Genomic DNA, 20,035 nt, shown 5'->3' with positions numbered 1-20,035 from the left:
ATAATTTTAGGAGAAAATTCATGGTAGATTATCCACAATTAGACGCTGCTAATTATAGTGGCCCTGTAGCAACTTTTAAAACAAATAAGGGTGATATTAGAATTAAATTGTTTTCTGATATTGCGCCAAAAACTGTCGAGAATTTCATTACACATGCAAAAAATGGATATTACAACAATGGCATTTTTCATCGTGTTATCAGTGACTTTATGATCCAAGGTGGCGATCCTGAAGGAACTGGCATGGGCGGTGAAAGTATTTGGGGCGGCAGCTTTGAAGATGAGTTTAGCAATCGTTTGTTTAATACTTATGGAGCTCTTTCGATGGCTAACGCCGGTCCTAATACAAATGGATCGCAGTTCTTTATTGTACAGGCATCTAATTTCCCATCACAAATGGCTTCGGCATTGCGTGATTTACCGGCAGAGGTCGCTGACTTTTATCGACAAAAAGGTGGTACGCCATGGCTTGATGGCAAACACACCGTGTTTGGTCAAGTGATTGAAGGATTAAATGTTGTTGATGAAATAGCACAAGTAAAAGTTGATATGATGGATAAGCCACGGAAAGACGTAGTTATCAATACGATTGAGATCGCAGGTGCATAACCTGCTTTTTTATTGTTCAAAAGAACGAACAACTAAGAGACCATGATATAATGGAATATAGAGGCAAAAAAATGAAGTATTCTGTAGGTCAAAAACTAAAAGGGCGCATAACAGGGATTCAACCATATGGGGCATTCGTATCATTAGACGATCATACACAAGGGTTGATCCATATTTCTGAATGCAAATCTGGTATTGTTCGTGATTTGAACGGTGAATTAAAAGTGGGCAAAGAAGTCAATGTCGTAATTATGGACATCGAACAGTATAATGGCAAAATAAGTTTGTCACTGCGTCAAGATGAAATGATAAACACTAACAAAAAAATGATGGGCAAAAATCATAATTTAAAAAAACGTTTTTGGACAAACTATCATTTAGAATACGGCTTTACATCTATTGCCAACAAACAAAAAGAATGGATTGAAGAGGCACTTGAGCGTCTCGGAAGGTGAGCAAACATGTCGTTAATAGCAGTTACAGCAATTGCAGTGAAGGACAATCTACCTTATTTTTTGGTGCAAAAAAAAGAAAATGGCTACCAATTTTTCACTACAAAGATGCATAAACACAATAATGATACATCCTTGGGAGCAGCACTACGCGGTTTAAAAGAGTTGGGACCAGTGAATTTTGATGATTGGCGTCTTGGTGAATTGACTAGCGTGGAAATTGAAGGTGAGTTATTATCAATTTATTCTTTTGAGGTAAAAAATACTGAGAAGATTGAACAAGAATTAAATTTTAGACTTAAATTTATGCCAGCCAACAAGATTCATGGGCTCTTAAAAACCTTAAAAACCACATTGTTTGTCAGTTTTGAAGAAAATTGAAAAAAGGGTTGACTTTTTTAATAAAGCGAGTATAGTTATAGGAGTTGTTTCATACGAAGCAACAGCGTGAAAGTAGTGAAGTCGAGAAAAACTTCTTAAAAGAAGTAGTTGACAAAGCGAAATGAGCGTGGTAAGATAATATAGTTGTCTCAGCGACAACGAGTAGCACATTGAAAACTGAACAAAACTTTGAACAAACGAATCTGTAGCTGTTACGTAAAGTAACAAAAACAAATTTGCGAAGTCAATTCGTAACAAACAATAAACGGATTACGTTATAGAGATATAGCGAAAGATAGTCAGTTTAATCGAAGAGCAATCTTCAAATTTTCAAATTGAGAGTTTGATCCTGGCTCAGGATGAACGCTGGCGGCGTGCCTAATACATGCAAGTCGAACGCACAGCGAAAGGTGCTTGCACCTTTCAAGTGAGTGGCGAACGGGTGAGTAACACGTGGACAACCTACCTCAAGGCTGGGGATAACATTTGGAAACAGATGCTAATACCGAATAAAACTTAGTGTCGCATGACACAAAGTTAAAAGGCGCTTCGGCGTCACCTAGAGATGGATCCGCGGTGCATTAGTTAGTTGGTGGGGTAAAGGCCTACCAAGACAATGATGCATAGCCGAGTTGAGAGACTGATCGGCCACATTGGGACTGAGACACGGCCCAAACTCCTACGGGAGGCTGCAGTAGGGAATCTTCCACAATGGGCGAAAGCCTGATGGAGCAACGCCGCGTGTGTGATGAAGGCTTTCGGGTCGTAAAGCACTGTTGTATGGGAAGAACAGCTAGAATAGGAAATGATTTTAGTTTGACGGTACCATACCAGAAAGGGACGGCTAAATACGTGCCAGCAGCCGCGGTAATACGTATGTCCCGAGCGTTATCCGGATTTATTGGGCGTAAAGCGAGCGCAGACGGTTTATTAAGTCTGATGTGAAAGCCCGGAGCTCAACTCCGGAATGGCATTGGAAACTGGTTAACTTGAGTGCAGTAGAGGTAAGTGGAACTCCATGTGTAGCGGTGGAATGCGTAGATATATGGAAGAACACCAGTGGCGAAGGCGGCTTACTGGACTGCAACTGACGTTGAGGCTCGAAAGTGTGGGTAGCAAACAGGATTAGATACCCTGGTAGTCCACACCGTAAACGATGAACACTAGGTGTTAGGAGGTTTCCGCCTCTTAGTGCCGAAGCTAACGCATTAAGTGTTCCGCCTGGGGAGTACGACCGCAAGGTTGAAACTCAAAGGAATTGACGGGGACCCGCACAAGCGGTGGAGCATGTGGTTTAATTCGAAGCAACGCGAAGAACCTTACCAGGTCTTGACATCCTTTGAAGCTTTTAGAGATAGAAGTGTTCTCTTCGGAGACAAAGTGACAGGTGGTGCATGGTCGTCGTCAGCTCGTGTCGTGAGATGTTGGGTTAAGTCCCGCAACGAGCGCAACCCTTATTGTTAGTTGCCAGCATTCAGATGGGCACTCTAGCGAGACTGCCGGTGACAAACCGGAGGAAGGCGGGGACGACGTCAGATCATCATGCCCCTTATGACCTGGGCTACACACGTGCTACAATGGCGTATACAACGAGTTGCCAGCCCGCGAGGGTGAGCTAATCTCTTAAAGTACGTCTCAGTTCGGATTGTAGTCTGCAACTCGACTACATGAAGTCGGAATCGCTAGTAATCGCGGATCAGCACGCCGCGGTGAATACGTTCCCGGGTCTTGTACACACCGCCCGTCACACCATGGGAGTTTGTAATGCCCAAAGCCGGTGGCCTAACCTTTTAGGAAGGAGCCGTCTAAGGCAGGACAGATGACTGGGGTGAAGTCGTAACAAGGTAGCCGTAGGAGAACCTGCGGCTGGATCACCTCCTTTCTAAGGATAATCGGAAAGCGACAGGGACTTAAGTGTCAATTTGTTTGTTTCAAAGTTTTGTTTAGTTTTGAGTGTGATACTTTAATAGGTATCATTGTCTCAAAGTGATCCTATGGGGAATTAGCTCAGCTGGGAGAGCACCTGCTTTGCAAGCAGGGGGTCAGCGGTTCGATCCCGCTATTCTCCATAGCTAGCCGAAAGGTTAGCATGTTGTACATTGAAAACTGAATAGTAACAAATTCTTTTAAAAGCAATCGAAAGATTGTACTAAAATGAACCGAGAAACAACACAAAAAGTTCTTTAAAAAGAACGGTTTAATCGCAGGTCTGAAAAATGACCAACTCATAAACTTAAACCACAACTACGGTTGTATAGGTTAAGTTAATAAGGGCGCGTGGTGAATGCCTTGGCACTAGGAGCCGATGAAGGACGTGACTAACTACGATAAGCTTTGGTGAGCGGTAAGTACGCTATGACCCAAAGATTTCCGAATGGGGAAACCTAACTCGTAAGAGTTGTCTGTATCTGAATACATAGGATATTTGACGGAATACGCTGTGAACTGAAACATCTCATTAGCAGCAGGAGCAGAAAGAAAAATCGATTCCCTAAGTAGCGGCGAGCGAACGGGGAAGAGCCCAAACCAACGTGCTTGCATGTTGGGGTTGTAGGACTGATATATAAGAGTTACAAAAGTGTTTTATAGCAGAACAAGTTGGGAAACTTGGCTATAGAGGGTGATAGCCCCGTAAGCGAAATGAAGCACACTCTTTTCAGGATCCTGAGTACGGCCGGACACGTGAAATCCGGTCGGAATCTGCGGGGACCATCCCGTAAGGCTAAATACTCCCTAGTGACCGATAGTGAACCAGTACCGTGAGGGAAAGGTGAAAAGCACCCCGGAAGGGGAGTGAAATAGTTCCTGAAACCACGACGCCTACAAGAAGTCAGAGCCCGTTAATGGGTGATGGCGTGCCTTTTGTAGAATGAACCGGCGAGTTACGGTATCGTGCGAGGTTAAGGTGGAAAGACCGGAGCCGCAGCGAAAGCGAGTGTGAATAGCGCGAATAGTACGATGCTGTAGACCCGAAACCAAGTGACCTACCCATGGTCAGGATGAAGGTGAGGTAAAACTTACTGGAGGTCCGAACCGGTGCATGTTAAAAAATGCTCGGATGAACTGTGGGTAGCGGTGAAATTCCAAACGAACTTGGAGATAGCTGGTTCTCTCCGAAATAGCTTTAGGGCTAGCCTCATTATAAGCATACTGGAGGTAGAGCACTGTTAAGCCTAGGGGCCCATCTCGGGTTACCAAAGTTTGATAAACTCCGAATGCCAGATATGTATGAATGGGAGTCAGACGATGAGTGATAAGATCCACCGTCGAAAGGGGAACAGCCCAGATCGCCAGTTAAGGTCCCTAAATATATGTTAAGTGGAAAACGATGTGATAGTGCATAGACAACTAGGATGTTGGCTTAGAAGCAGCCACCATTTAAAGAGTGCGTAATAGCTCACTAGTCGAGTGCCATTGCGCGGAAAATGTACCGGGGCTAAACATATTACCGAAACTGCGGGTGCCACTAAGTGGCGCGATAGGAGAGCGTTGTAAGGGCGACGAAGGTAGATCGTAAGGACTGCTGGAGCGCTTACAAGTGAGAATGCCGGTATGAGTAGCGAAAGACAGGTGAGAATCCTGTCCACCGAATGACTAAGGTTTCCTGGGGAAGGCTCGTCCACCCAGGGTTAGTCGGGACCTAAGGCGAGGCTGAGAAGCGTAGTCGATGGATAACAGGTTGAGATTCCTGTACCAGTTGTAATGCGTTATTACCGATGGAGGGACGCAGGAGGCTACCAGATGCGCACTGATGGATATGTGCGTGCAAGCAGTAAGTCTTGAGAAGAGTGAAATGCTTTTCTCTATAAGGACAAGCTGTGATGCGGATCGAAATAAAGTAGAGAAGTCTGAGATGTCACACTGCCGAGAAAAGCTTCTAGGAAGTATTACACTGCCCGTACCGCAAACCGACACAGGTAGTCGAGTGGAGAACACTAAGGTGAGCGAGAGAACCCTCGTTAAGGAACTCGGCAAAATGACCCCGTAACTTCGGGAGAAGGGGTGCTCATGGTAAAACATGAGCCGCAGTGAATAGGCCCAGGCGACTGTTTATCAAAAACACAGGTTTCTGCAAAATCGTAAGATGAAGTATAGGGGCTGACGCCTGCCCGGTGCTGGAAGGTTAAAAGGAGTGCTTAGCTTCGGCGAAGGTACGAATTGAAGCCCCAGTAAACGGCGGCCGTAACTATAACGGTCCTAAGGTAGCGAAATTCCTTGTCGGGTAAGTTCCGACCCGCACGAAAGGCGTAACGATCTGGGCACTGTCTCAACGAGGGACTCGGTGAAATTTAAATACCCGTGAAGATGCGGGTTACCCGCGACAGGACGGAAAGACCCCATGGAGCTTTACTGTAGCTTGATATTGAATGTTTGTGCTGCTTGTACAGAATAGGTAGGAGACGTAGAAGATTGGACGCTAGTCTAGTCGGAGTCGCACGGTGGGATACTACCCTCGTTGTATGAACATTCTAACACTGGTCACTCAACGTGATCGTGGACAGTGTCTGGCGGGCAGTTTGACTGGGGCGGTCGCCTCCTAAAAGGTAACGGAGGCGCTCAAAGGTTTGCTCAGAATGGTTGGAAATCATTCGTAGCGTGTAAAGGCATAAGCAAGCTTGACTGCGAGAGCTACAACTCGAGCAGGTACGAAAGTAGGACTTAGTGATCCGGTGGTTCCGCATGGAAGGGCCATCGCTCAACGGATAAAAGCTACCCTGGGGATAACAGGCTCATCTCCCCCAAGAGTCCACATCGACGGGGAGGTTTGGCACCTCGATGTCGGCTCATCGCATCCTGGGGCTGTAGTCGGTCCCAAGGGTTGGGCTGTTCGCCCATTAAAGCGGTACGCGAGCTGGGTTCAGAACGTCGTGAGACAGTTCGGTCCCTATCCGTCGCGGGCGCAGGAAATTTGAGAGGAGCTGTCCTTAGTACGAGAGGACCGGGATGGACATACCGCTGGTGTACCAGTTGTTCCGCCAGGAGCATTGCTGGGTAGCTATGTATGGACGAGATAAACGCTGAAAGCATCTAAGTGTGAAACTCGCCTCGAGATGAGATTTCCCATCTATTTAATAGAGTAAGACCCCTTAGAGATGATGAGGTAGATAGGCTAGAAGTGGAAGTTGAGTGATCAATGGAGCGGACTAGTACTAATAGGTCGAGGACTTAACCAAAGTCTAAAGGATAGAAATATTCGATAAGCAATTATGAGTGGTTTAGGATAGAAGAAGAATTTGTTACTATTTAGTTTTGAGTGGCTAACACTCAAGGTGTCGTGTCGATAGCATAGAGGACACACCTGTTCCCATACCGAACACAGAAGTTAAGCTCTATAGCGCCGAAAGTAGTTGGAGGATCGCTTCCTGCGAGGATAGGACGATGCGGTGCCGTACATAGCAAAGAAGTATCTCATTGAGATACTTCTTTTTTGTTAGTTGATTGCACTAGGTTCATGTACTTTGTTCAGTAATTACGGTATAATGTAATTACTAAGATTTTTGGGAGGTCAACATTCTTATGGTTACATTATTTTTATCACCGAGTTGTACCTCATGCAGAAAAGCGAAGCAGTGGTTGGAAGAACACAATATTTCCTACCTTGAAAGAAATTTAAGTAAAGAACCATTACGAGCAGAAGAAGTGAGTAAAATGTTGCGCTTAACTGAAGATGGTACGGACGAAATAATTTCTAGACGTTCAAAAGTTTTTGCAAATTTAGATATGTGTTTAGAAGATCTTACTATAAATGGGTTGATTAAGTTGATTGTGGAATATCCTTCATTACTTAAGCGACCAATAATTATTGATGATAGACGCATGCAAGTGTGTTACAATGAGGATGAAATTCGTCGTTTTCTGCCACGAACTGTTCGGCAGCGCGAATTAATCCGCGCAACATATAAGGCTGACTTTGAGGAAGAAGCGAAGAACTTAGTTGTTGAAGAAGTGTGAGATCTCTTTGAATGTAATATCAGCTCTGATCTATAAATTTTGAAAGGAATATTAATATGGAAAAGGAAAGAATTAATGAAAATACAATCCGTGTTATGATTGATAATTCTGATTTAAAAGATCGTGGAATTACTGTAATGGAATTATTAGGTAATCATGAAAAAATTGAATCTTTTTTTTATAATATTTTGTCTGAAGTAGATACTGAGCATGATTTTGAAGATGATGATCAAGTTTCATTTCAAATTTTACCAAACCGTAATGGATTGGAATTATTCATTTCACGACTAGATGAAGAAAACAAAATTTCTGACATATTAGAAAATATTACCAATTTTGCTAGCAAACAACCGGCAAATATTGATAATATTTCTGACAAGAGACGTCAAGAATTGCGTCAATCAGATAAAGGAGATATCGTGAAATCAAAAATATCTTCAAGTGATCATAAAGATGGTTCTCAAGAGAACTTTGAAAATACGCAAGTAATATTGGCGCTATCAGATTTTGAGAATGCTATTGCTATTGCGAATAGCCTTAAAATCGAAAATTTAGTCTCTGACCTATATTTGTATGAGGGCGCGTATTATTTAAATCTATTAGTTCCGGATCATTCTGTCAGTCAAGAACAATTAAAAAATGAATTGGCAATTGCTTTAGAATTTTCTCGTATCAGTCATGTTACACATGAGGTTCTGCATGAACATGGACAACTTATACTGAAGCATGAGGCACTTGAAAAAATTAAAAGTTTATTTTCTTAAACGCTACAAAGCGTTTTTTTTTTGGTACAATTAAATAAGATTATTTAAGAGGTTAAAGAGGAAAAGTATGAATAACATATTATTATTGGTAGCGACAATTGCATTTGCATGGATTTTGCTTTCATTTGCTGGTTGGCTTTGGGTGTTTGTCTCGGCAAAAATGCATGGTACATTGTTAAAGCCCATTGAATTTACTGAAAAACTAGAAGCAGATAATGGTCAAATTATTGACGTACGTGAAAGTACGTTGTATAAACGATCACATATTTTAGGATCTCGAAACATTGCCGCTATGAATTTTTTGCAGGGAAAATCTGGTTTGCGTAAAGATCGCGATATCTTTTTATACGATGATAATCTTCGTGACGCTGTGCGAGCTGCTAAATCATTAAGCAAACAAGGTTTTGAAAAAAATAAGGTTTTCATATTACGAGGCGGTTTTAATCGTTATGAAGGTAAAAAGACAAAATAAAAGAACTGCAATATTGCGGTTCTTTTTCTTAGTATCGTGATTGATGTGCAGCAACGCTTCTTCTGATAGCTGCTTTAGAGACTTCATTGTACTCTTCTTCTGCCTTTTCAATAGGCTTGATAACTTTGTGACGATATACTAAAGCACTTCCAGCAACTGCAGCAGCTGTTCCAAAAGTTCCAATGATAATACCTAATTTAAATGATTTCATATTTTCTCCACTTTCTTAAGTTTCTTTAGATACTATTATCAACCATTTTAGCGCATTTGTAAATAACTATGATTGGGTAAAACATGACAGAAATAATAGCACACCGCGGATATCGAATAGTTGCTCCAGAGAACACGCTACCCGCTTTTGAGGCGGCCTTGGCATATGATATTGATATGCTTGAAACTGATGTACATCGTACTAAGGATGGACATCTTGTAGTTATCCATGATGAAACAGTAGATCGAACAACCAATGGGACTGGTTTAGTAAAGGAACTAACACTAGCAGAAATAAAAATGTTGGATGCAGGTAGTTATAAACAGCCAGTGATGAATAATGTTGCGATCCCAACACTAGAAGAATTATTAATTTTTTTAAAAAATGAAGAGTTTAGTAAAACACTACTTTTAGAAATAAAAACAGATCATACTGAATATCCAGGTATTGAGCAAGAAGTTCTAAATTTAGTGAATCAGTTTGATCCGACATATGGTATTATTTATCAAAGCTTCAACTTAAAATCATTAAAAATAATACGGAAGCTTCAACCTAATGCTAAAATCGCTGCATTAGTATTTTGGCCTTCGCCCAAAGTTTGGTGGTTACAAATTATTGGTGTATTTAAATTTGTACATCCTGATATTAGAATACTAAAGAGAAAGCCAAAATTATTCTGGCGTATAGGATTGCCTATCCGCCCTTGGACGGTTGACAAGGAAGAAGACATGCGTGCTGTATTCAAAGCAAAATTACCGGGAATCATCACGAATCAAGTAGCGTTGGCTTGTCGAATACGTAAGGAGATACAAAAAGTTAATGAATAAAATAGTAGTGTTGACTGGGCCAACAGCCTCTGGGAAAAGCAGCTTATCTATTCAGATGGCACAACGTTTCAACGGTGAAATTGTATCAGCTGATTCGATGCAAATTTATCGCAGCTTGGACATCGGAACTGCAAAAGTGACTAAAGAGGAACAAAACATTGTTCCGCATCACTTAATTGACATTGTAGATTTAACAGCTAATTACTCTGTGGGTGATTTTATTATTGCTGCAGATAAAGTGATTGCTGACATCATTTCACGAGGAAAATTACCGATTATCGTGGGTGGCACTGGGTTATACGTTAAAGCTTTGTTAGGCTTTCAAGAACTAGAATACGCCGCAAGCGATACGGAAGAAGTGCATAAATTAAATGCTTATGAACTAGAGAAATTAGTTGTTGAATTAAAATCTTTAGATATTAATCGTGCTCAAAAAGTAGATTTAAAAAACAAGCAACGCGTTATTAGAGCGATTCAAATTGCAAAACATGGAAAAAAAGATGCAAAATTAACACAACGGCCAAAGTATGATGCGCTGGTTATAGGCCTTGATTGGCCCCGTGAGCTACTTTATGAACGTATTAATAACCGTGTTACACAAATGGTTCAAGATGGTGTATTGAAGGAAGCACAAACAATTCTGGACGCTGGTGGAGAAGAACTACAATCAGGGAAGGCCATTGGTTACAAGGAGTTTTTCCCTTACTTACGCAATCAAGTAACCTTGGATAAAGCTATTAATCAACTGCAACAAGATTCTAGGCGGTACGCAAAGCGACAATTAACCTATTTGCGTCATCAAATACCTGGATTAGTCTGGCTAAAAGGACAGACGGCTGAAATTAGATTAACAGAGATGATTGAAGGGTGGTTATCATTGAAATAATATTGGTGTTTGTAAGCAAAAAAGAACACGTCTGTGTTCTTTTTTAATGATAAAACAATAACATTGAGAAAGCTTGTAATAAGATATAGCCCATATTTTGCCAATTACCCAACTTAGCCTTCATAAACTGTAGTACAAAAGCCAGTAAGCTAAAAAGTATAACAAAGATAGTGCTGAGACCAACATGATGGCTGAACAATACAACCCAGAATAGACCAAGTGTTAAAATGCTCAATTTTCTACCATCGGGGTTTGGCATTAAAATGGGGTTGAAATAGAAAATAAAGCTGAAAAACATGGGTAATAATTGCAAAATAAATTTTTCGGTTACAAAATTATTTTGTACATAAAAAATAGCAATAGGCACTGTGAATGTCGCTAGAACGGCCAGTAAAATTAATCCTAGAATGTTTTGTAAACCAAGCCAGAGTTGTTGAACGATGACTAAAAAGACACATAAGAGTAATAATAGGACGAATATTTCATGTCTTGATTGAATTAACGAACTAAATGTGAACAAGCTACCAACAGCAAAAAAAATATAACTAATCAGACTACGGAAGTTCTGAGTCATCATAAGCGCCATACCCACTGCTATTGCTATTGTATAGCAAAATAATGGTGCAATTTGCCAAGTAATGGAACCTTGAAGAGATTGGGTATGGAGTAGGGGTAATCGCCACCAAATAATATTTAGAGAAATCACGATTACAGACAATGGTATCCAAAAACGGCGATCACGAAAATGTACCGGATAAAAATTTTCAAAACTTCTTTTGTCTTGAGCATCATTGCTTAATCGTCGAGGCATTAAACGACCATCTGGCAGGCGATGGGCCATATTTGATTGTTGAAAATAATCTTGTTCCATGACTAATATTGTACCGTAAATTTGAATTGTAAAGTTGTCGTTTTGATAACGACATAGTTACAGATGAAATATTTTAAACACTATTTGCTTTTTAATGGACCATTTGATATGATTGTCTATACAATTTAAAACAGCTATCAAGAGTAGGTGAGTGATACAGCACAATGACCCTGCACCAACCGGCAAAATAATGAAAAGCAGCTACGAGCGTGTATTTTCATCAGTTTTGACATGGTGGTCCATCTGTACAGATAGTCGTCACGTTAGCGCGTTCGACTATTCTTGTCGAGCGCGCTTTTTTATGCGACTTTTAGCTTTTTATTTTGATTTAAAGGTGACGACCAAACGTAGGAGAGTATTCATGGTAAAGTATTTCACATCGGAATCAGTTTCTGCTGGGCATCCAGATAAGATAGCTGATCAAATAGCCGATGCTATTTTAGATGCAGTTCTCGAACAAGATCCGAAGGCACGTTCAGCGGTTGAAGTGACTACTTCAACAGGAGATGTATCCATTTTTGGTGAATTATCCACGAATGCTTATGTTAATATTCGCAAAATCGCGACGGATACAATTCGTGAAATTGGATATAATCATGCTGAATTAGGGTTTACTGCCGATTCAGTCAACGTTTCTAATAAAATTGTTGAGCAATCAGGGGATATTGCACAAGCTGTCGATAATGCAGAAGATGATCCAGACCAACTTGGAGCTGGCGATCAAGGTATGGTATTTGGCTATGCTACGAACGAAACAGACAGTTATTTACCATTGACGTTGGCTTTGTCACATCGTCTAATGCGCAAGATTCGTGATGCACGTGAAAACGAAATTTTACCATATTTAAGACCAGATGCTAAAGGTGAAGTAACAGTTGAATTAGATGATAACGATAAAGTTAAGCGCATCGCTGCTGTAGTTATTTCAACACAACATGATGACGAGGTCACACTAGAACAATTGCGAGCTGATATTCGTAAACATGTCATTGATGAAGTGTTACCACAAGATTTGGTAGACCAAGACACGATTTATTATATTAATCCATCTGGAAGATTTGTTTTAGGTGGGCCACAAGCCGATTCAGGATTAACAGGACGTAAAATTATTGTGGACACTTATGGCGGTGCTGCTCACCATGGTGGTGGTGCCTTTTCAGGTAAAGACGCTACAAAAGTGGATCGTTCTGCTGCTTACTATGCTCGCTATGTTGCAAAAAACATGGTTGCAGCTGGTGTTGCTGATAAATTGGAGCTGCAAGTATCATATGCAATTGGCGTTGCACGTCCTGTATCATTGAATGTTGATTCATTTGGTACAGCCAAAGTTTCTGAAGAAAAAATCAATGAAATTATAACTAAGTTATTTGACTTCAGACCATTAGCTATTATTAACAACTTAAATTTGCGTCGTCCAATCTATAAGCAGACAGCTGCATTCGGACATTTCGGACGTACGGATATCGATCTTCCTTGGGAATCACTAGATAAGGTGAAAGAAATCAAAAACTTACTTTAATTCATGATAAAATGAAATATGGTTAAAAAAGGATCGACAATTCAATTTTTGTTGAAAGGAATGGCTGTAGGCGAAAGTATTGCCTATTTGCCAGTTCGTGAACAGGAAAAATTGTTACGAGGTGAGTCAGAGCATGAGCTGAGATGGGGTACCCAGACAAGCTTGGCACTGACAACAACCGCTAGTTTATCACGAGGGTATCAGTTAGCAGATGTAATGATTCATTTGCAAAACTGGTACAAAAAACGCCAATATGCACCAATGGGAACAATTCAAGATGTGGATGTTGTGACCAAGAAGGCGTTAGAAAACTATACTAAAAATAGAGACATATTGGCAGCAGGAATTGGTACTGATGATGCTGATAGTGAAAATATATTGTCACGCATGCTGCCAGTATCTCTCTATTTATATCATCAAGTAGGGGTTTCTTTTATTAATGATGAACAGGCCATGCTAATGTTACACAGAATAGCTGGTTTAACGCACAATGATGAGGGAGCTCTGGTCAGTGTGGGGATGCTCAGCCTTATTGTGAGTCAAATCTTAGATGGGCATTTGATATCTGATGCCGTAGAAAATGGATTAGCATTTGGATTTGAGTATTATTCTCGCCACCAAGTTTTTGTGAATGAATTGACTGCGTTTTATGATCTCAATCTACCTGATTTTTCAAATATACCAGCTGATAAAATCGAATTAAATGGTAAAGCTTCGCCAACATTGGAGGCAGTTATTTGGAGCTTGTTGAATAGTGATAGTTACACGCAAGCAGTTGAAAAATCTTTAATTCATGGTCATTCTAACAGTATTGTACCCACCCTAGTTAGTGCAATTGCTGCAATATATTATAAAGATGATTTAGTATTGGAATTGGGACAAAATCTTGTTTCAAAACGTGTGATTACGACGGTAATTGGGCAAGCTGAACGTTCATCAAGATTCAATCTATTAAATAAACCCACTAACTTAGGTTAGTGGGTTTATTTTGCAATTTAAATCCAAAATGGGTAGGATTGTTGATCAACAGTAAATGAAAAACTACCGTTTCCAAGTAATCCGCCATCAATATGTCCGGGTTGAATATCGTGAACATGAATAGCATCCCCAGGAGATAGGTTAACGTGATGTATGATGTTTGATCTTAAATCTTTATGATTAAAAATAACACCTGTGACAAATTGCATCATCTTCATTTTTCTGAGAACAGTAATTTCTATCGCAGCTTCTGTCAGGTTTCCAGTAGTAGTTGCTTTATTTGTTAAGGTTAGTAGGAAGGAGTTTGGTAGTTGCAAATATTCCGAGCAAGCGTTAATCGTTACAGGAAAACTTTTCTGATTAAAGAAGGCTTTAGTAGTCAAAAAATGATTTTTTAATACTTTAAGGTTGAATGGACTGGTATCATTGATACTATTTTTCCTGTGTTCAGTTAGTGCAGTATCAAAACCAATGCCGACTCTACTGATAAAATATTTAGTCTGATGTTTGGGTATATCACCACAGATTTTGCCAATATTTAAAAACTTGGGGTGATAAATTTGTTGCAATTGAGGTAAGGCGTTTGTTTTGTCTTTGAGACGGAGCGCAGGTTTGAAATTAGTATGGAGATCCAAAGGTATATAACTAATAGGAAGTTGATGTTGGCGTTCGACACTAAGCAGTCCATTTAATACTGCATTCAAGGCATTGTCGTTGCCAAGTACTAAAATGACATGATTTGATGATTCATCCGGTAGGTTTTTGGCCATTTTTTTTGCTATAAAAGTTACTTCTGCGTCAAATGTAGCCTCATGCCATGAAGCAAACTTTAGTGAATTTTTCACGAGAGAGACAAAATCTGCAGATTGTATATCCTGGTGTTTATCGTGAACTATATTAATAATGTGGAAATCTGGCATATTTGGACTCTTACTTTCAAACAAATTAGTATCATTGTATCAAAATTTCAATGTTAAGGCGAACTGAGAGCAAATAAAAAAAGCCTGTTCAGGCTTTTATCCAAGGAAGTGTCGTAATTGTGCCATGCGGTTAATAAGAGCTGTAATGGCAACTGGAGCACCATCTTTAAATTGAACTACTTGAAGTGCTATTTCAGCATGTTGTTGTTCTTCGCGTGTTTTAGGACCAATTTCAAACTTGAAAATACGTTGCATGATAAGAATATCTTCTTCAACTTCGGCCCAAGCAGCGTTTTGAGTTTTTAGAATTTGCAAAGCATCCATATTAACGAAGCGTGCTAATTCATTAAAGTCTTTGCTCATGCTAGGATATGAACGAACGAATACACTCAAATGATCAGCATCCAAATGCTTCAATGCGCGTCCAAAACCAATAAATTCTGGTGGTACGCCGACTGAGTAGAATGAACCAGTAAAGTTAATGGCTCTTGGTAATTCGATACCATCAACTGAACGTGAGTATCCGAGAACACCAACGTGTTGACGGCGGTCACGGCGCTTTGGGAATGCTTTGAAAATCGCTTGCATGCTAGGAACCAAATTGTCTAGCGTATTAGAATAAAACTTAGCGGATTCTTCAGCTATTTCAGTTAAAATCTTTTGATCATCAGGAGAGATTTTTAATGGTTCTGCAACAGGCAATTTTTCTTTTAATTCAGCGATGCCTTTTTGCACTTCTTCAATAGGAAAGTCGTAACGGAATGCTGATTGAACAGTTGCTGTGCGTACCCCTGGAAATTCTGTTACGTAGCAATCGATACGGTGAGGAGATAATCCACCACGGAAAATTGCTGATCCAGTTCCTGAAATTGGGAAAATTTCAATGTTTTCTTCTTCAGCAAACTCATGAAGTCGCGCAATTGCTAGTTTATTACCAGTAATTGAACTCATAAATCCAGCTGTTAAAGCAGAATCTGATCCGGCTAAGAAGACACGCATATATTTTGGTCGGAAGCCAAAATGTTCTTCGTGGAGGTTTAAATATTCCTTTAAAATTTCAGGTGCATGTAATTGCGTTTCAAAATCCTCAAAAAGAGGGATCATTTCAATATAGGGTGAGTTTTTATCAGAGCGAGTAAATTCTGCTGATTTGAAGTTTGCTAACTTCTCAAACAAAACTTGCATTTTCAAAATTTGGTCTGCACGCTGTGCCATTGGCAGAATAGCTTCAAATAATGGTCGAGAGAATCCAAGATCATGGGCGAAGTCTTCAGAACTTAAGAAGGCAGTCATTGCTTGCATTAAGTTGTAGCCCTTTTCTTCCCAAATATTAGGAAAGCGGAAAGTTAAAAACTTGTCACGACCGATTTGATGATCTTTGAAATAATCATACTCTGTGCTAAACAAGCGATCAATGACAGCTGCATCAGCATGTTTACCTTCCCAATCCCACATATACTCATCGACATTTAATTCATTAAAGTTTTCAAATGCTTCATCGGTTTCTCGATAGGCACTGATAAATGGTTGCTGAGAACTTTCCCAGAATGGCGCATTAGCATTATCTGGATGTTGCGTTCCCATGATTGAAGGGATTTTACGTGATGTCATGATAGCTCCTTAATTTGTACTGATGATATTGTAACATACTGACAAACGACAATCAGAGATAATGTCAGCTTTTTTACGAATAATTATATTAAATAAACCTTATTGTTCGAGTATCAAGGGAATAAATTTTTGATACAAATTAATTATAATATTTTGGAGAAACATTCATCTTGATAAGTAACCTAACATTTTTTAGGATAATTTTTAAAGTAGCGGCTATACTAAAATAGTAATGTTTGTTCACAACATTACTACCCCAACAGACGATTGAAATTAAATTCCTCGATATAGTCCTGCCTGTTGGGGCTTTTTTTATTATTAAAATTGTATTATGAAAGTACATGTTTTTTATGAAAAATGTGTTGACAACTAATAATTAATACATTATAATTTAATCATTGTTTATTTGATTGCTCCATAGTTCAGTGGTAGAATAACGCACTGTTAATGCGCAGGTCCTTGGTTCGAATCCAAGTGGAGCAGTTAGTAAAAGGGCAACTCACAATTCGTTGAGTTGCCTTTTTTGGTCATTTAATTTAGTTTGTAAACAAAAAATGTAAGCGTTTGCAATTTGAAGGTTTATATGCTATACTACAAGTATAGATTAGGAGGAAGTCCTAATAACAATGCGAGTTGTTGAAGTTATCCTTAACGATAGCGGGAATGGGTTTCTTTCAATCCAGGAGTAGTTTACTCAGCGTTTAAGCTAAGAATGTTAATGGTGCCTGATAGCTCTATTTCAGCAGTTGCTTAGATGAGAAAATAATAATTTACCCAGTGTAAGCTTTGGAAATTGTTGTTTGAGAGTAAGCTGCTTTTTATATTGTCAACATATTCTCGCTTAGTTCTCTAAATTAACTTTTTCCAAAAAGAGTGTTATCATTGATTGATGATGAGAGAAAAGGGGAAATCATATGATTAATGCTTATCGTGAATTTTGGACAAAAATGTTTTCTTGGCATGCAACGGCAACAAGGACGCAGTACTGGGTACCGTTAATTGTCAATTATTTTTTGGGTGGAATATTAGTTAGCATCTTGGAAAATATGCAAGGTCATTCAATTGAAGACATCTACACTGTTGGTGACTTGTCTACTAATTTGACAACAAGAATTGTAATGATAATTGTGTGGATTGCTACCTTTACTTTGAAAGCACGCCGTCTGCACGATACAAATCGAAGTGCTGGTTGGATATTTATTGATCTGATTCCGATTATCGGAAATATTTGGTTCTTTATTTTAATGATTTTACCAACGACACCGGAATCACGTTGGACGTTGAACCAAAGTAATGTGAATTAGAAATAATTTGTGAAATAAAAAACACCTAGAAAATAATCTAGGTGTTTTTTATTTAAACCAAAATTAGCATTGGCATAATCATTGGTTTTCGAGCTGTTTCTTTGAATAAGATTTAGGGGTACTGGTACGTAAGGTTTTTAGATACCCTTGTAGTAAAACTGTAGTAAATATTGAAAATTATAGTGAATTAAGAAGCGTGATGGTGTGCGAAATTTCCTTATTTCGCTTAACTTGTAAGAGGTGCAAATATGTCTTTTGAGTGATAGAGATATCTTTGTGACCTAGTCTTTCACTAATATATTCTACAGCAACCCCCTGAGAAATTAACATAGAAGCGTGGCTGTGTCTTAGTCCGTGGAAAGTAATCCTTTTGGGGATGTCTAATCGTGTTAATATTCTCTGCAGTTCACGATTGACACTGGATTGCTGACGATCAAATAATCTTTCATCGTTGTCTTTGGATAATGTAAGTAAGTAATCCGTTAACCATTCTGGAACATCTACAGTTCTGATTGAACTAGGAGTTTTAGGCTCTTTTACAATATTCAAACGTTCTTCATAAGATTTGCTGATATTGATTATTCCATTACCGATGTCATTAGGGGTAAGGGCTAATACCTCTCCCAATCGAGCACCTGATAAAGAAGCTACTAACATAATATCATGAGTTGGCTCATGGTTTTCTTTTAGATATTCTATAAAACATTTAAAGTCAGTATATTCTAAGAACTTTAGTGAGCTATCTTTGGCATTAGTACCATGCGGTTTTGCTCTTTCAAAAGGATTGACCCTTATTATTCCATCAGCTACGGCATCCTTTAATATGCCACTTAAATGTCCTTTGACTTTTTGGCTAGTAGCAAGAGAGTGAGAGAGCCCATATTCGTTTAAAAATTTTTGCGCATCGTGACGGGTTACTTGATCTAATGATGTATTTTCAAAGTATTCGCTAACAGCTTTCAAAGTCATTTCATAACCAACATGAGTTGAACGTGATACGTCTGTTTTATATGTATCAATCCATTCACTTATATAGGAAGAAAGAAGTTGTGACGGTTTAAAGTCAATGTCACCATCAATCTTAGATCCTTCCGTTTTTATAGCCCATTGGTTTGCCTCGGTTTTTGTTTTGAAACCTGATTTAGTTTTCTTTTTATATCCGCCTTGATAAGGGACGGATACACTAACGGTAAATGTTTTACCTCTTTTATATATTGAAGCCATACAAAAATCTCCCTTAAAAAGAGGACTTATATCTGTTATAATCTAATAGAACGCCCCGTGCGTTTGTAGTATACTTTTAGCACACCCAGTGAACTTTTGCAGGTTGGGGTGTGCTTTTTTATGTACGCCCATAAGGGCATTGACTAGTTATCATTCAGGTGTTGAATAGCGTAATTTGCTTCATCTTGTGTGAATTTCTCACCAGCTTCGGAAGTAAGTTGATCTCGAATAGCTCCAGCAGACATGCTCATTTCTGATTGGTATTGCTTTGCTTTTTCTAAGGCGTTTTTGTTCCAATCAGCTTTCACATTATCAACCGCGTATTGCGCAGCGTCTGCCGGAAATTGTTCTCCGGCATCAGATGTGAGTTGGTCATATATGCCAGCTTTTGACATGCTCATCATATTAGCATATTGCGTAGCCTTTGTCAGAGCTGATGTAAATTCAGCTGAAACTTTTGGCTTTTCAGAACTCGAAGAACTAGAAGCTTCTTCACTAGATGAACTTGTTTCTGACGACGTTGAATTGTCAGCCGTTTTGGTCGATTGTGTTGAACTAGATGATTTTGATGAACTTTCATTAGAATCACTGCTCATTGCGCTCGAAAAAATTGCCACAACTACTATTGCAAGAATCCAGAACCATACGCGCTTATAAAAAGGCTTCTTTTGCACGTAAGTCTTCCCATCGTCTCCAACGATTTTCTTACTCATATCTCAATATCTCCTAAAGCTTTTTAATGTGGATGCTTAGCACATAATAATTAAATTATACCTTAGATGTCAAAATGATTTGATACATATTCTGCTTGTTTTTCAGCTAACATCGTTTTCATTGACCACCTTTTGTCATCACCATACATATTGAATAAAGCGTGACCCGCCTCGTGAACAATAGTATCTATCTGTTGCCATTCAGGTTGCAAAATATTTACGAAGATAATAACTTCGTCCCCAACTTTGTTCACTTCTCCATAGTACCAGTGGTGCGGGACTTCAATTCCATAAAATGTGTAATCCGGAAATTTATCTATATAAAATTCTACGTTCGTCATA

Annotated in this window: 18 protein-coding genes, 2 tRNA genes and 3 rRNA genes; 16 read left to right on the top strand and 7 right to left on the bottom strand. The window is 39.3% G+C overall.

Annotated features, from left to right (window positions below):
• Nucleotides 1-20: 20 nt before the first annotated feature.
• The 10 genes from A6B45_RS08290 to A6B45_RS08245 all read left to right on the top strand — a co-directional run bounded on the left by A6B45_RS08290 (nt 21) and on the right by A6B45_RS08245 (nt 8,629).
• Nucleotides 21-608: a peptidylprolyl isomerase gene (locus A6B45_RS08290; protein ID WP_072614143.1), complete on the top strand. Its 588-nt coding sequence runs from the start codon at nt 21-23 to the stop codon at nt 606-608.
• 71 nt (nt 609-679) lie between these two features.
• Entirely contained in the window at nt 680-1,063 is a 384-nt protein-coding gene (locus A6B45_RS08285) for a CvfD/Ygs/GSP13 family RNA-binding post-transcriptional regulator (protein ID WP_072614508.1), read from the top strand.
• Nucleotides 1,064-1,069: 6 nt separating this feature from the next.
• Nucleotides 1,070-1,441: a hypothetical protein gene (locus A6B45_RS08280; protein WP_072614142.1), complete on the top strand. Its 372-nt coding sequence runs from the start codon at nt 1,070-1,072 to the stop codon at nt 1,439-1,441.
• Nucleotides 1,442-1,772: 331 nt separating this feature from the next.
• Nucleotides 1,773-3,323: ribosomal RNA gene (locus A6B45_RS08275) — 16S ribosomal RNA — on the top strand.
• Nucleotides 3,324-3,437: 114 nt separating this feature from the next.
• Nucleotides 3,438-3,510, top strand: a tRNA-Ala gene (locus tag A6B45_RS08270).
• A 188-nt stretch (nt 3,511-3,698) separates the two neighbouring features.
• A 23S ribosomal RNA gene (locus tag A6B45_RS08265) occupies nt 3,699-6,615 on the top strand.
• Nucleotides 6,616-6,712: 97 nt separating this feature from the next.
• Nucleotides 6,713-6,829, top strand: a 5S ribosomal RNA gene (gene rrf, locus A6B45_RS08260).
• Together the 16S, 23S and 5S rRNA genes with 1 tRNA gene alongside form the textbook arrangement of a ribosomal RNA operon.
• 129 nt (nt 6,830-6,958) lie before the next feature.
• On the top strand, nt 6,959-7,393 hold the full coding sequence (spx, locus tag A6B45_RS08255) for a transcriptional regulator Spx (protein WP_072614141.1): 435 nt from the start codon (nt 6,959-6,961) through the stop codon (nt 7,391-7,393).
• A 56-nt stretch (nt 7,394-7,449) separates the two neighbouring features.
• A complete protein-coding gene (locus A6B45_RS08250) occupies nt 7,450-8,157 on the top strand; it encodes an adaptor protein MecA (protein WP_072614140.1) in 708 nt (235 codons plus the stop codon).
• 67 nt (nt 8,158-8,224) lie between these two features.
• Complete coding sequence (locus tag A6B45_RS08245) at nt 8,225-8,629, top strand: rhodanese-like domain-containing protein (RefSeq protein ID WP_072614139.1); 405 nt, start codon at nt 8,225-8,227, stop codon at nt 8,627-8,629.
• Nucleotides 8,630-8,657: 28 nt separating this feature from the next.
• Here the strand turns inward: A6B45_RS08245 and A6B45_RS08240 are convergent, their stop codons facing one another.
• Complete coding sequence (locus A6B45_RS08240) at nt 8,658-8,840, bottom strand: DUF3042 family protein (protein WP_072614138.1); 183 nt, start codon at nt 8,838-8,840, stop codon at nt 8,658-8,660.
• 83 nt (nt 8,841-8,923) lie between these two features.
• Here A6B45_RS08240 and A6B45_RS08235 point away from each other — a divergent pair, with 83 nt between their 5' ends.
• The gene (locus tag A6B45_RS08235; RefSeq protein ID WP_072614137.1) at nt 8,924-9,667 is read left to right on the top strand and encodes a glycerophosphodiester phosphodiesterase family protein; all 744 of its coding nucleotides are present in this window, start codon (nt 8,924-8,926) and stop codon (nt 9,665-9,667) included.
• The gene (gene miaA, locus A6B45_RS08230) at nt 9,660-10,553 is read left to right on the top strand and encodes a tRNA (adenosine(37)-N6)-dimethylallyltransferase MiaA (RefSeq protein ID WP_072614136.1); all 894 of its coding nucleotides are present in this window, start codon (nt 9,660-9,662) and stop codon (nt 10,551-10,553) included. Before A6B45_RS08235 ends, miaA begins: the two co-directional genes overlap by 8 nt.
• Nucleotides 10,554-10,596: 43 nt before the next feature.
• Here miaA and A6B45_RS08225 read toward each other — a convergent pair whose 3' ends face one another.
• Complete coding sequence (locus tag A6B45_RS08225; protein WP_072614135.1) at nt 10,597-11,424, bottom strand: hypothetical protein; 828 nt, start codon at nt 11,422-11,424, stop codon at nt 10,597-10,599.
• Between the two features lie 361 nt (nt 11,425-11,785).
• On the opposite strand from A6B45_RS08225, the gene metK reads away from it, so the two are divergent.
• Together metK and A6B45_RS08215 are read left to right on the top strand one after the other, a co-directional pair.
• Nucleotides 11,786-12,943, top strand: a complete 1,158-nt coding sequence (metK, locus tag A6B45_RS08220; protein WP_072614134.1) for a methionine adenosyltransferase — start codon at nt 11,786-11,788, stop codon at nt 12,941-12,943.
• A gap of 18 nt (nt 12,944-12,961) precedes the next feature.
• Complete coding sequence (locus A6B45_RS08215; RefSeq protein WP_072614133.1) at nt 12,962-13,921, top strand: ADP-ribosylglycohydrolase family protein; 960 nt, start codon at nt 12,962-12,964, stop codon at nt 13,919-13,921.
• A gap of 17 nt (nt 13,922-13,938) precedes the next feature.
• On the opposite strand, the gene A6B45_RS08210 is transcribed toward A6B45_RS08215, so the two are convergent.
• Complete coding sequence (locus tag A6B45_RS08210; protein WP_072614132.1) at nt 13,939-14,841, bottom strand: diacylglycerol kinase family protein; 903 nt, start codon at nt 14,839-14,841, stop codon at nt 13,939-13,941.
• A 96-nt stretch (nt 14,842-14,937) separates the two neighbouring features.
• On the bottom strand, nt 14,938-16,452 hold the full coding sequence (gene ppcA, locus A6B45_RS08205) for a phosphoenolpyruvate carboxylase (RefSeq protein WP_072614131.1): 1,515 nt from the start codon (nt 16,450-16,452) through the stop codon (nt 14,938-14,940).
• A gap of 411 nt (nt 16,453-16,863) precedes the next feature.
• On the opposite strand from ppcA, the gene A6B45_RS08200 reads away from it, so the two are divergent.
• Nucleotides 16,864-16,935, top strand: a tRNA-Asn gene (locus A6B45_RS08200).
• Nucleotides 16,936-17,366: 431 nt separating this feature from the next.
• Nucleotides 17,367-17,756 carry a DUF805 domain-containing protein gene (locus tag A6B45_RS08195; protein WP_010286910.1) on the top strand — a complete coding sequence of 130 codons (390 nt, stop codon included), beginning with the start codon at nt 17,367-17,369 and terminating at the stop codon, nt 17,754-17,756.
• A 177-nt stretch (nt 17,757-17,933) separates the two neighbouring features.
• On the opposite strand, the gene A6B45_RS08190 is transcribed toward A6B45_RS08195, so the two are convergent.
• The 3 genes from A6B45_RS08190 to A6B45_RS08180 all read right to left on the bottom strand — a co-directional run bounded on the left by A6B45_RS08190 (nt 17,934) and on the right by A6B45_RS08180 (nt 20,034).
• Nucleotides 17,934-18,980, bottom strand: coding sequence for a site-specific integrase (locus A6B45_RS08190; protein WP_072614130.1), 1,047 nt, complete (start codon nt 18,978-18,980; stop codon nt 17,934-17,936).
• Between the two features lie 143 nt (nt 18,981-19,123).
• A complete protein-coding gene (locus A6B45_RS08185) occupies nt 19,124-19,693 on the bottom strand; it encodes an Ltp family lipoprotein (protein ID WP_072614129.1) in 570 nt (189 codons plus the stop codon).
• Nucleotides 19,694-19,755: 62 nt separating this feature from the next.
• On the bottom strand, nt 19,756-20,034 hold the full coding sequence (locus tag A6B45_RS08180) for a hypothetical protein (protein WP_061515070.1): 279 nt from the start codon (nt 20,032-20,034) through the stop codon (nt 19,756-19,758).
• Nucleotide 20,035: the final 1 nt, after the last annotated feature.

This window comes from Leuconostoc suionicum (assembly GCF_001891125.1).
GTDB lineage: Bacteria > Bacillota > Bacilli > Lactobacillales > Lactobacillaceae > Leuconostoc > Leuconostoc suionicum.
Note: the sequence above shows the minus strand (reverse complement) of the source record. Positions and strands in the feature narration are given on the sequence as shown.

Excerpts from the sequence above, each read along its gene's own strand:
- A6B45_RS08290 (WP_072614143.1), top strand. The coding sequence starts at position 21 with ATGGTAGATTATCCACAATTAGACGCTGCTAATTATAGTGGCCCTGTA.
- A6B45_RS08285 (WP_072614508.1), top strand. The coding sequence starts at position 680 with ATGAAGTATTCTGTAGGTCAAAAACTAAAAGGGCGCATAACAGGGATT.
- A6B45_RS08280 (WP_072614142.1), top strand. The coding sequence starts at position 1,070 with ATGTCGTTAATAGCAGTTACAGCAATTGCAGTGAAGGACAATCTACCT.
- spx (WP_072614141.1), top strand. The coding sequence starts at position 6,959 with ATGGTTACATTATTTTTATCACCGAGTTGTACCTCATGCAGAAAAGCG.
- A6B45_RS08250 (WP_072614140.1), top strand. The coding sequence starts at position 7,450 with ATGGAAAAGGAAAGAATTAATGAAAATACAATCCGTGTTATGATTGAT.
- A6B45_RS08245 (WP_072614139.1), top strand. The coding sequence starts at position 8,225 with ATGAATAACATATTATTATTGGTAGCGACAATTGCATTTGCATGGATT.
- A6B45_RS08240 (WP_072614138.1), bottom strand. The coding sequence starts at position 8,840 with ATGAAATCATTTAAATTAGGTATTATCATTGGAACTTTTGGAACAGCT.
- A6B45_RS08235 (WP_072614137.1), top strand. The coding sequence starts at position 8,924 with ATGACAGAAATAATAGCACACCGCGGATATCGAATAGTTGCTCCAGAG.
- miaA (WP_072614136.1), top strand. The coding sequence starts at position 9,660 with ATGAATAAAATAGTAGTGTTGACTGGGCCAACAGCCTCTGGGAAAAGC.
- A6B45_RS08225 (WP_072614135.1), bottom strand. The coding sequence starts at position 11,424 with ATGGAACAAGATTATTTTCAACAATCAAATATGGCCCATCGCCTGCCA.
- metK (WP_072614134.1), top strand. The coding sequence starts at position 11,786 with ATGGTAAAGTATTTCACATCGGAATCAGTTTCTGCTGGGCATCCAGAT.
- A6B45_RS08215 (WP_072614133.1), top strand. The coding sequence starts at position 12,962 with ATGGTTAAAAAAGGATCGACAATTCAATTTTTGTTGAAAGGAATGGCT.
- A6B45_RS08210 (WP_072614132.1), bottom strand. The coding sequence starts at position 14,841 with ATGCCAGATTTCCACATTATTAATATAGTTCACGATAAACACCAGGAT.
- ppcA (WP_072614131.1), bottom strand. The coding sequence starts at position 16,452 with ATGACATCACGTAAAATCCCTTCAATCATGGGAACGCAACATCCAGAT.
- A6B45_RS08195 (WP_010286910.1), top strand. The coding sequence starts at position 17,367 with ATGATTAATGCTTATCGTGAATTTTGGACAAAAATGTTTTCTTGGCAT.
- A6B45_RS08190 (WP_072614130.1), bottom strand. The coding sequence starts at position 18,980 with ATGGCTTCAATATATAAAAGAGGTAAAACATTTACCGTTAGTGTATCC.
- A6B45_RS08185 (WP_072614129.1), bottom strand. The coding sequence starts at position 19,693 with ATGAGTAAGAAAATCGTTGGAGACGATGGGAAGACTTACGTGCAAAAG.
- A6B45_RS08180 (WP_061515070.1), bottom strand. The coding sequence starts at position 20,034 with ATGACGAACGTAGAATTTTATATAGATAAATTTCCGGATTACACATTT.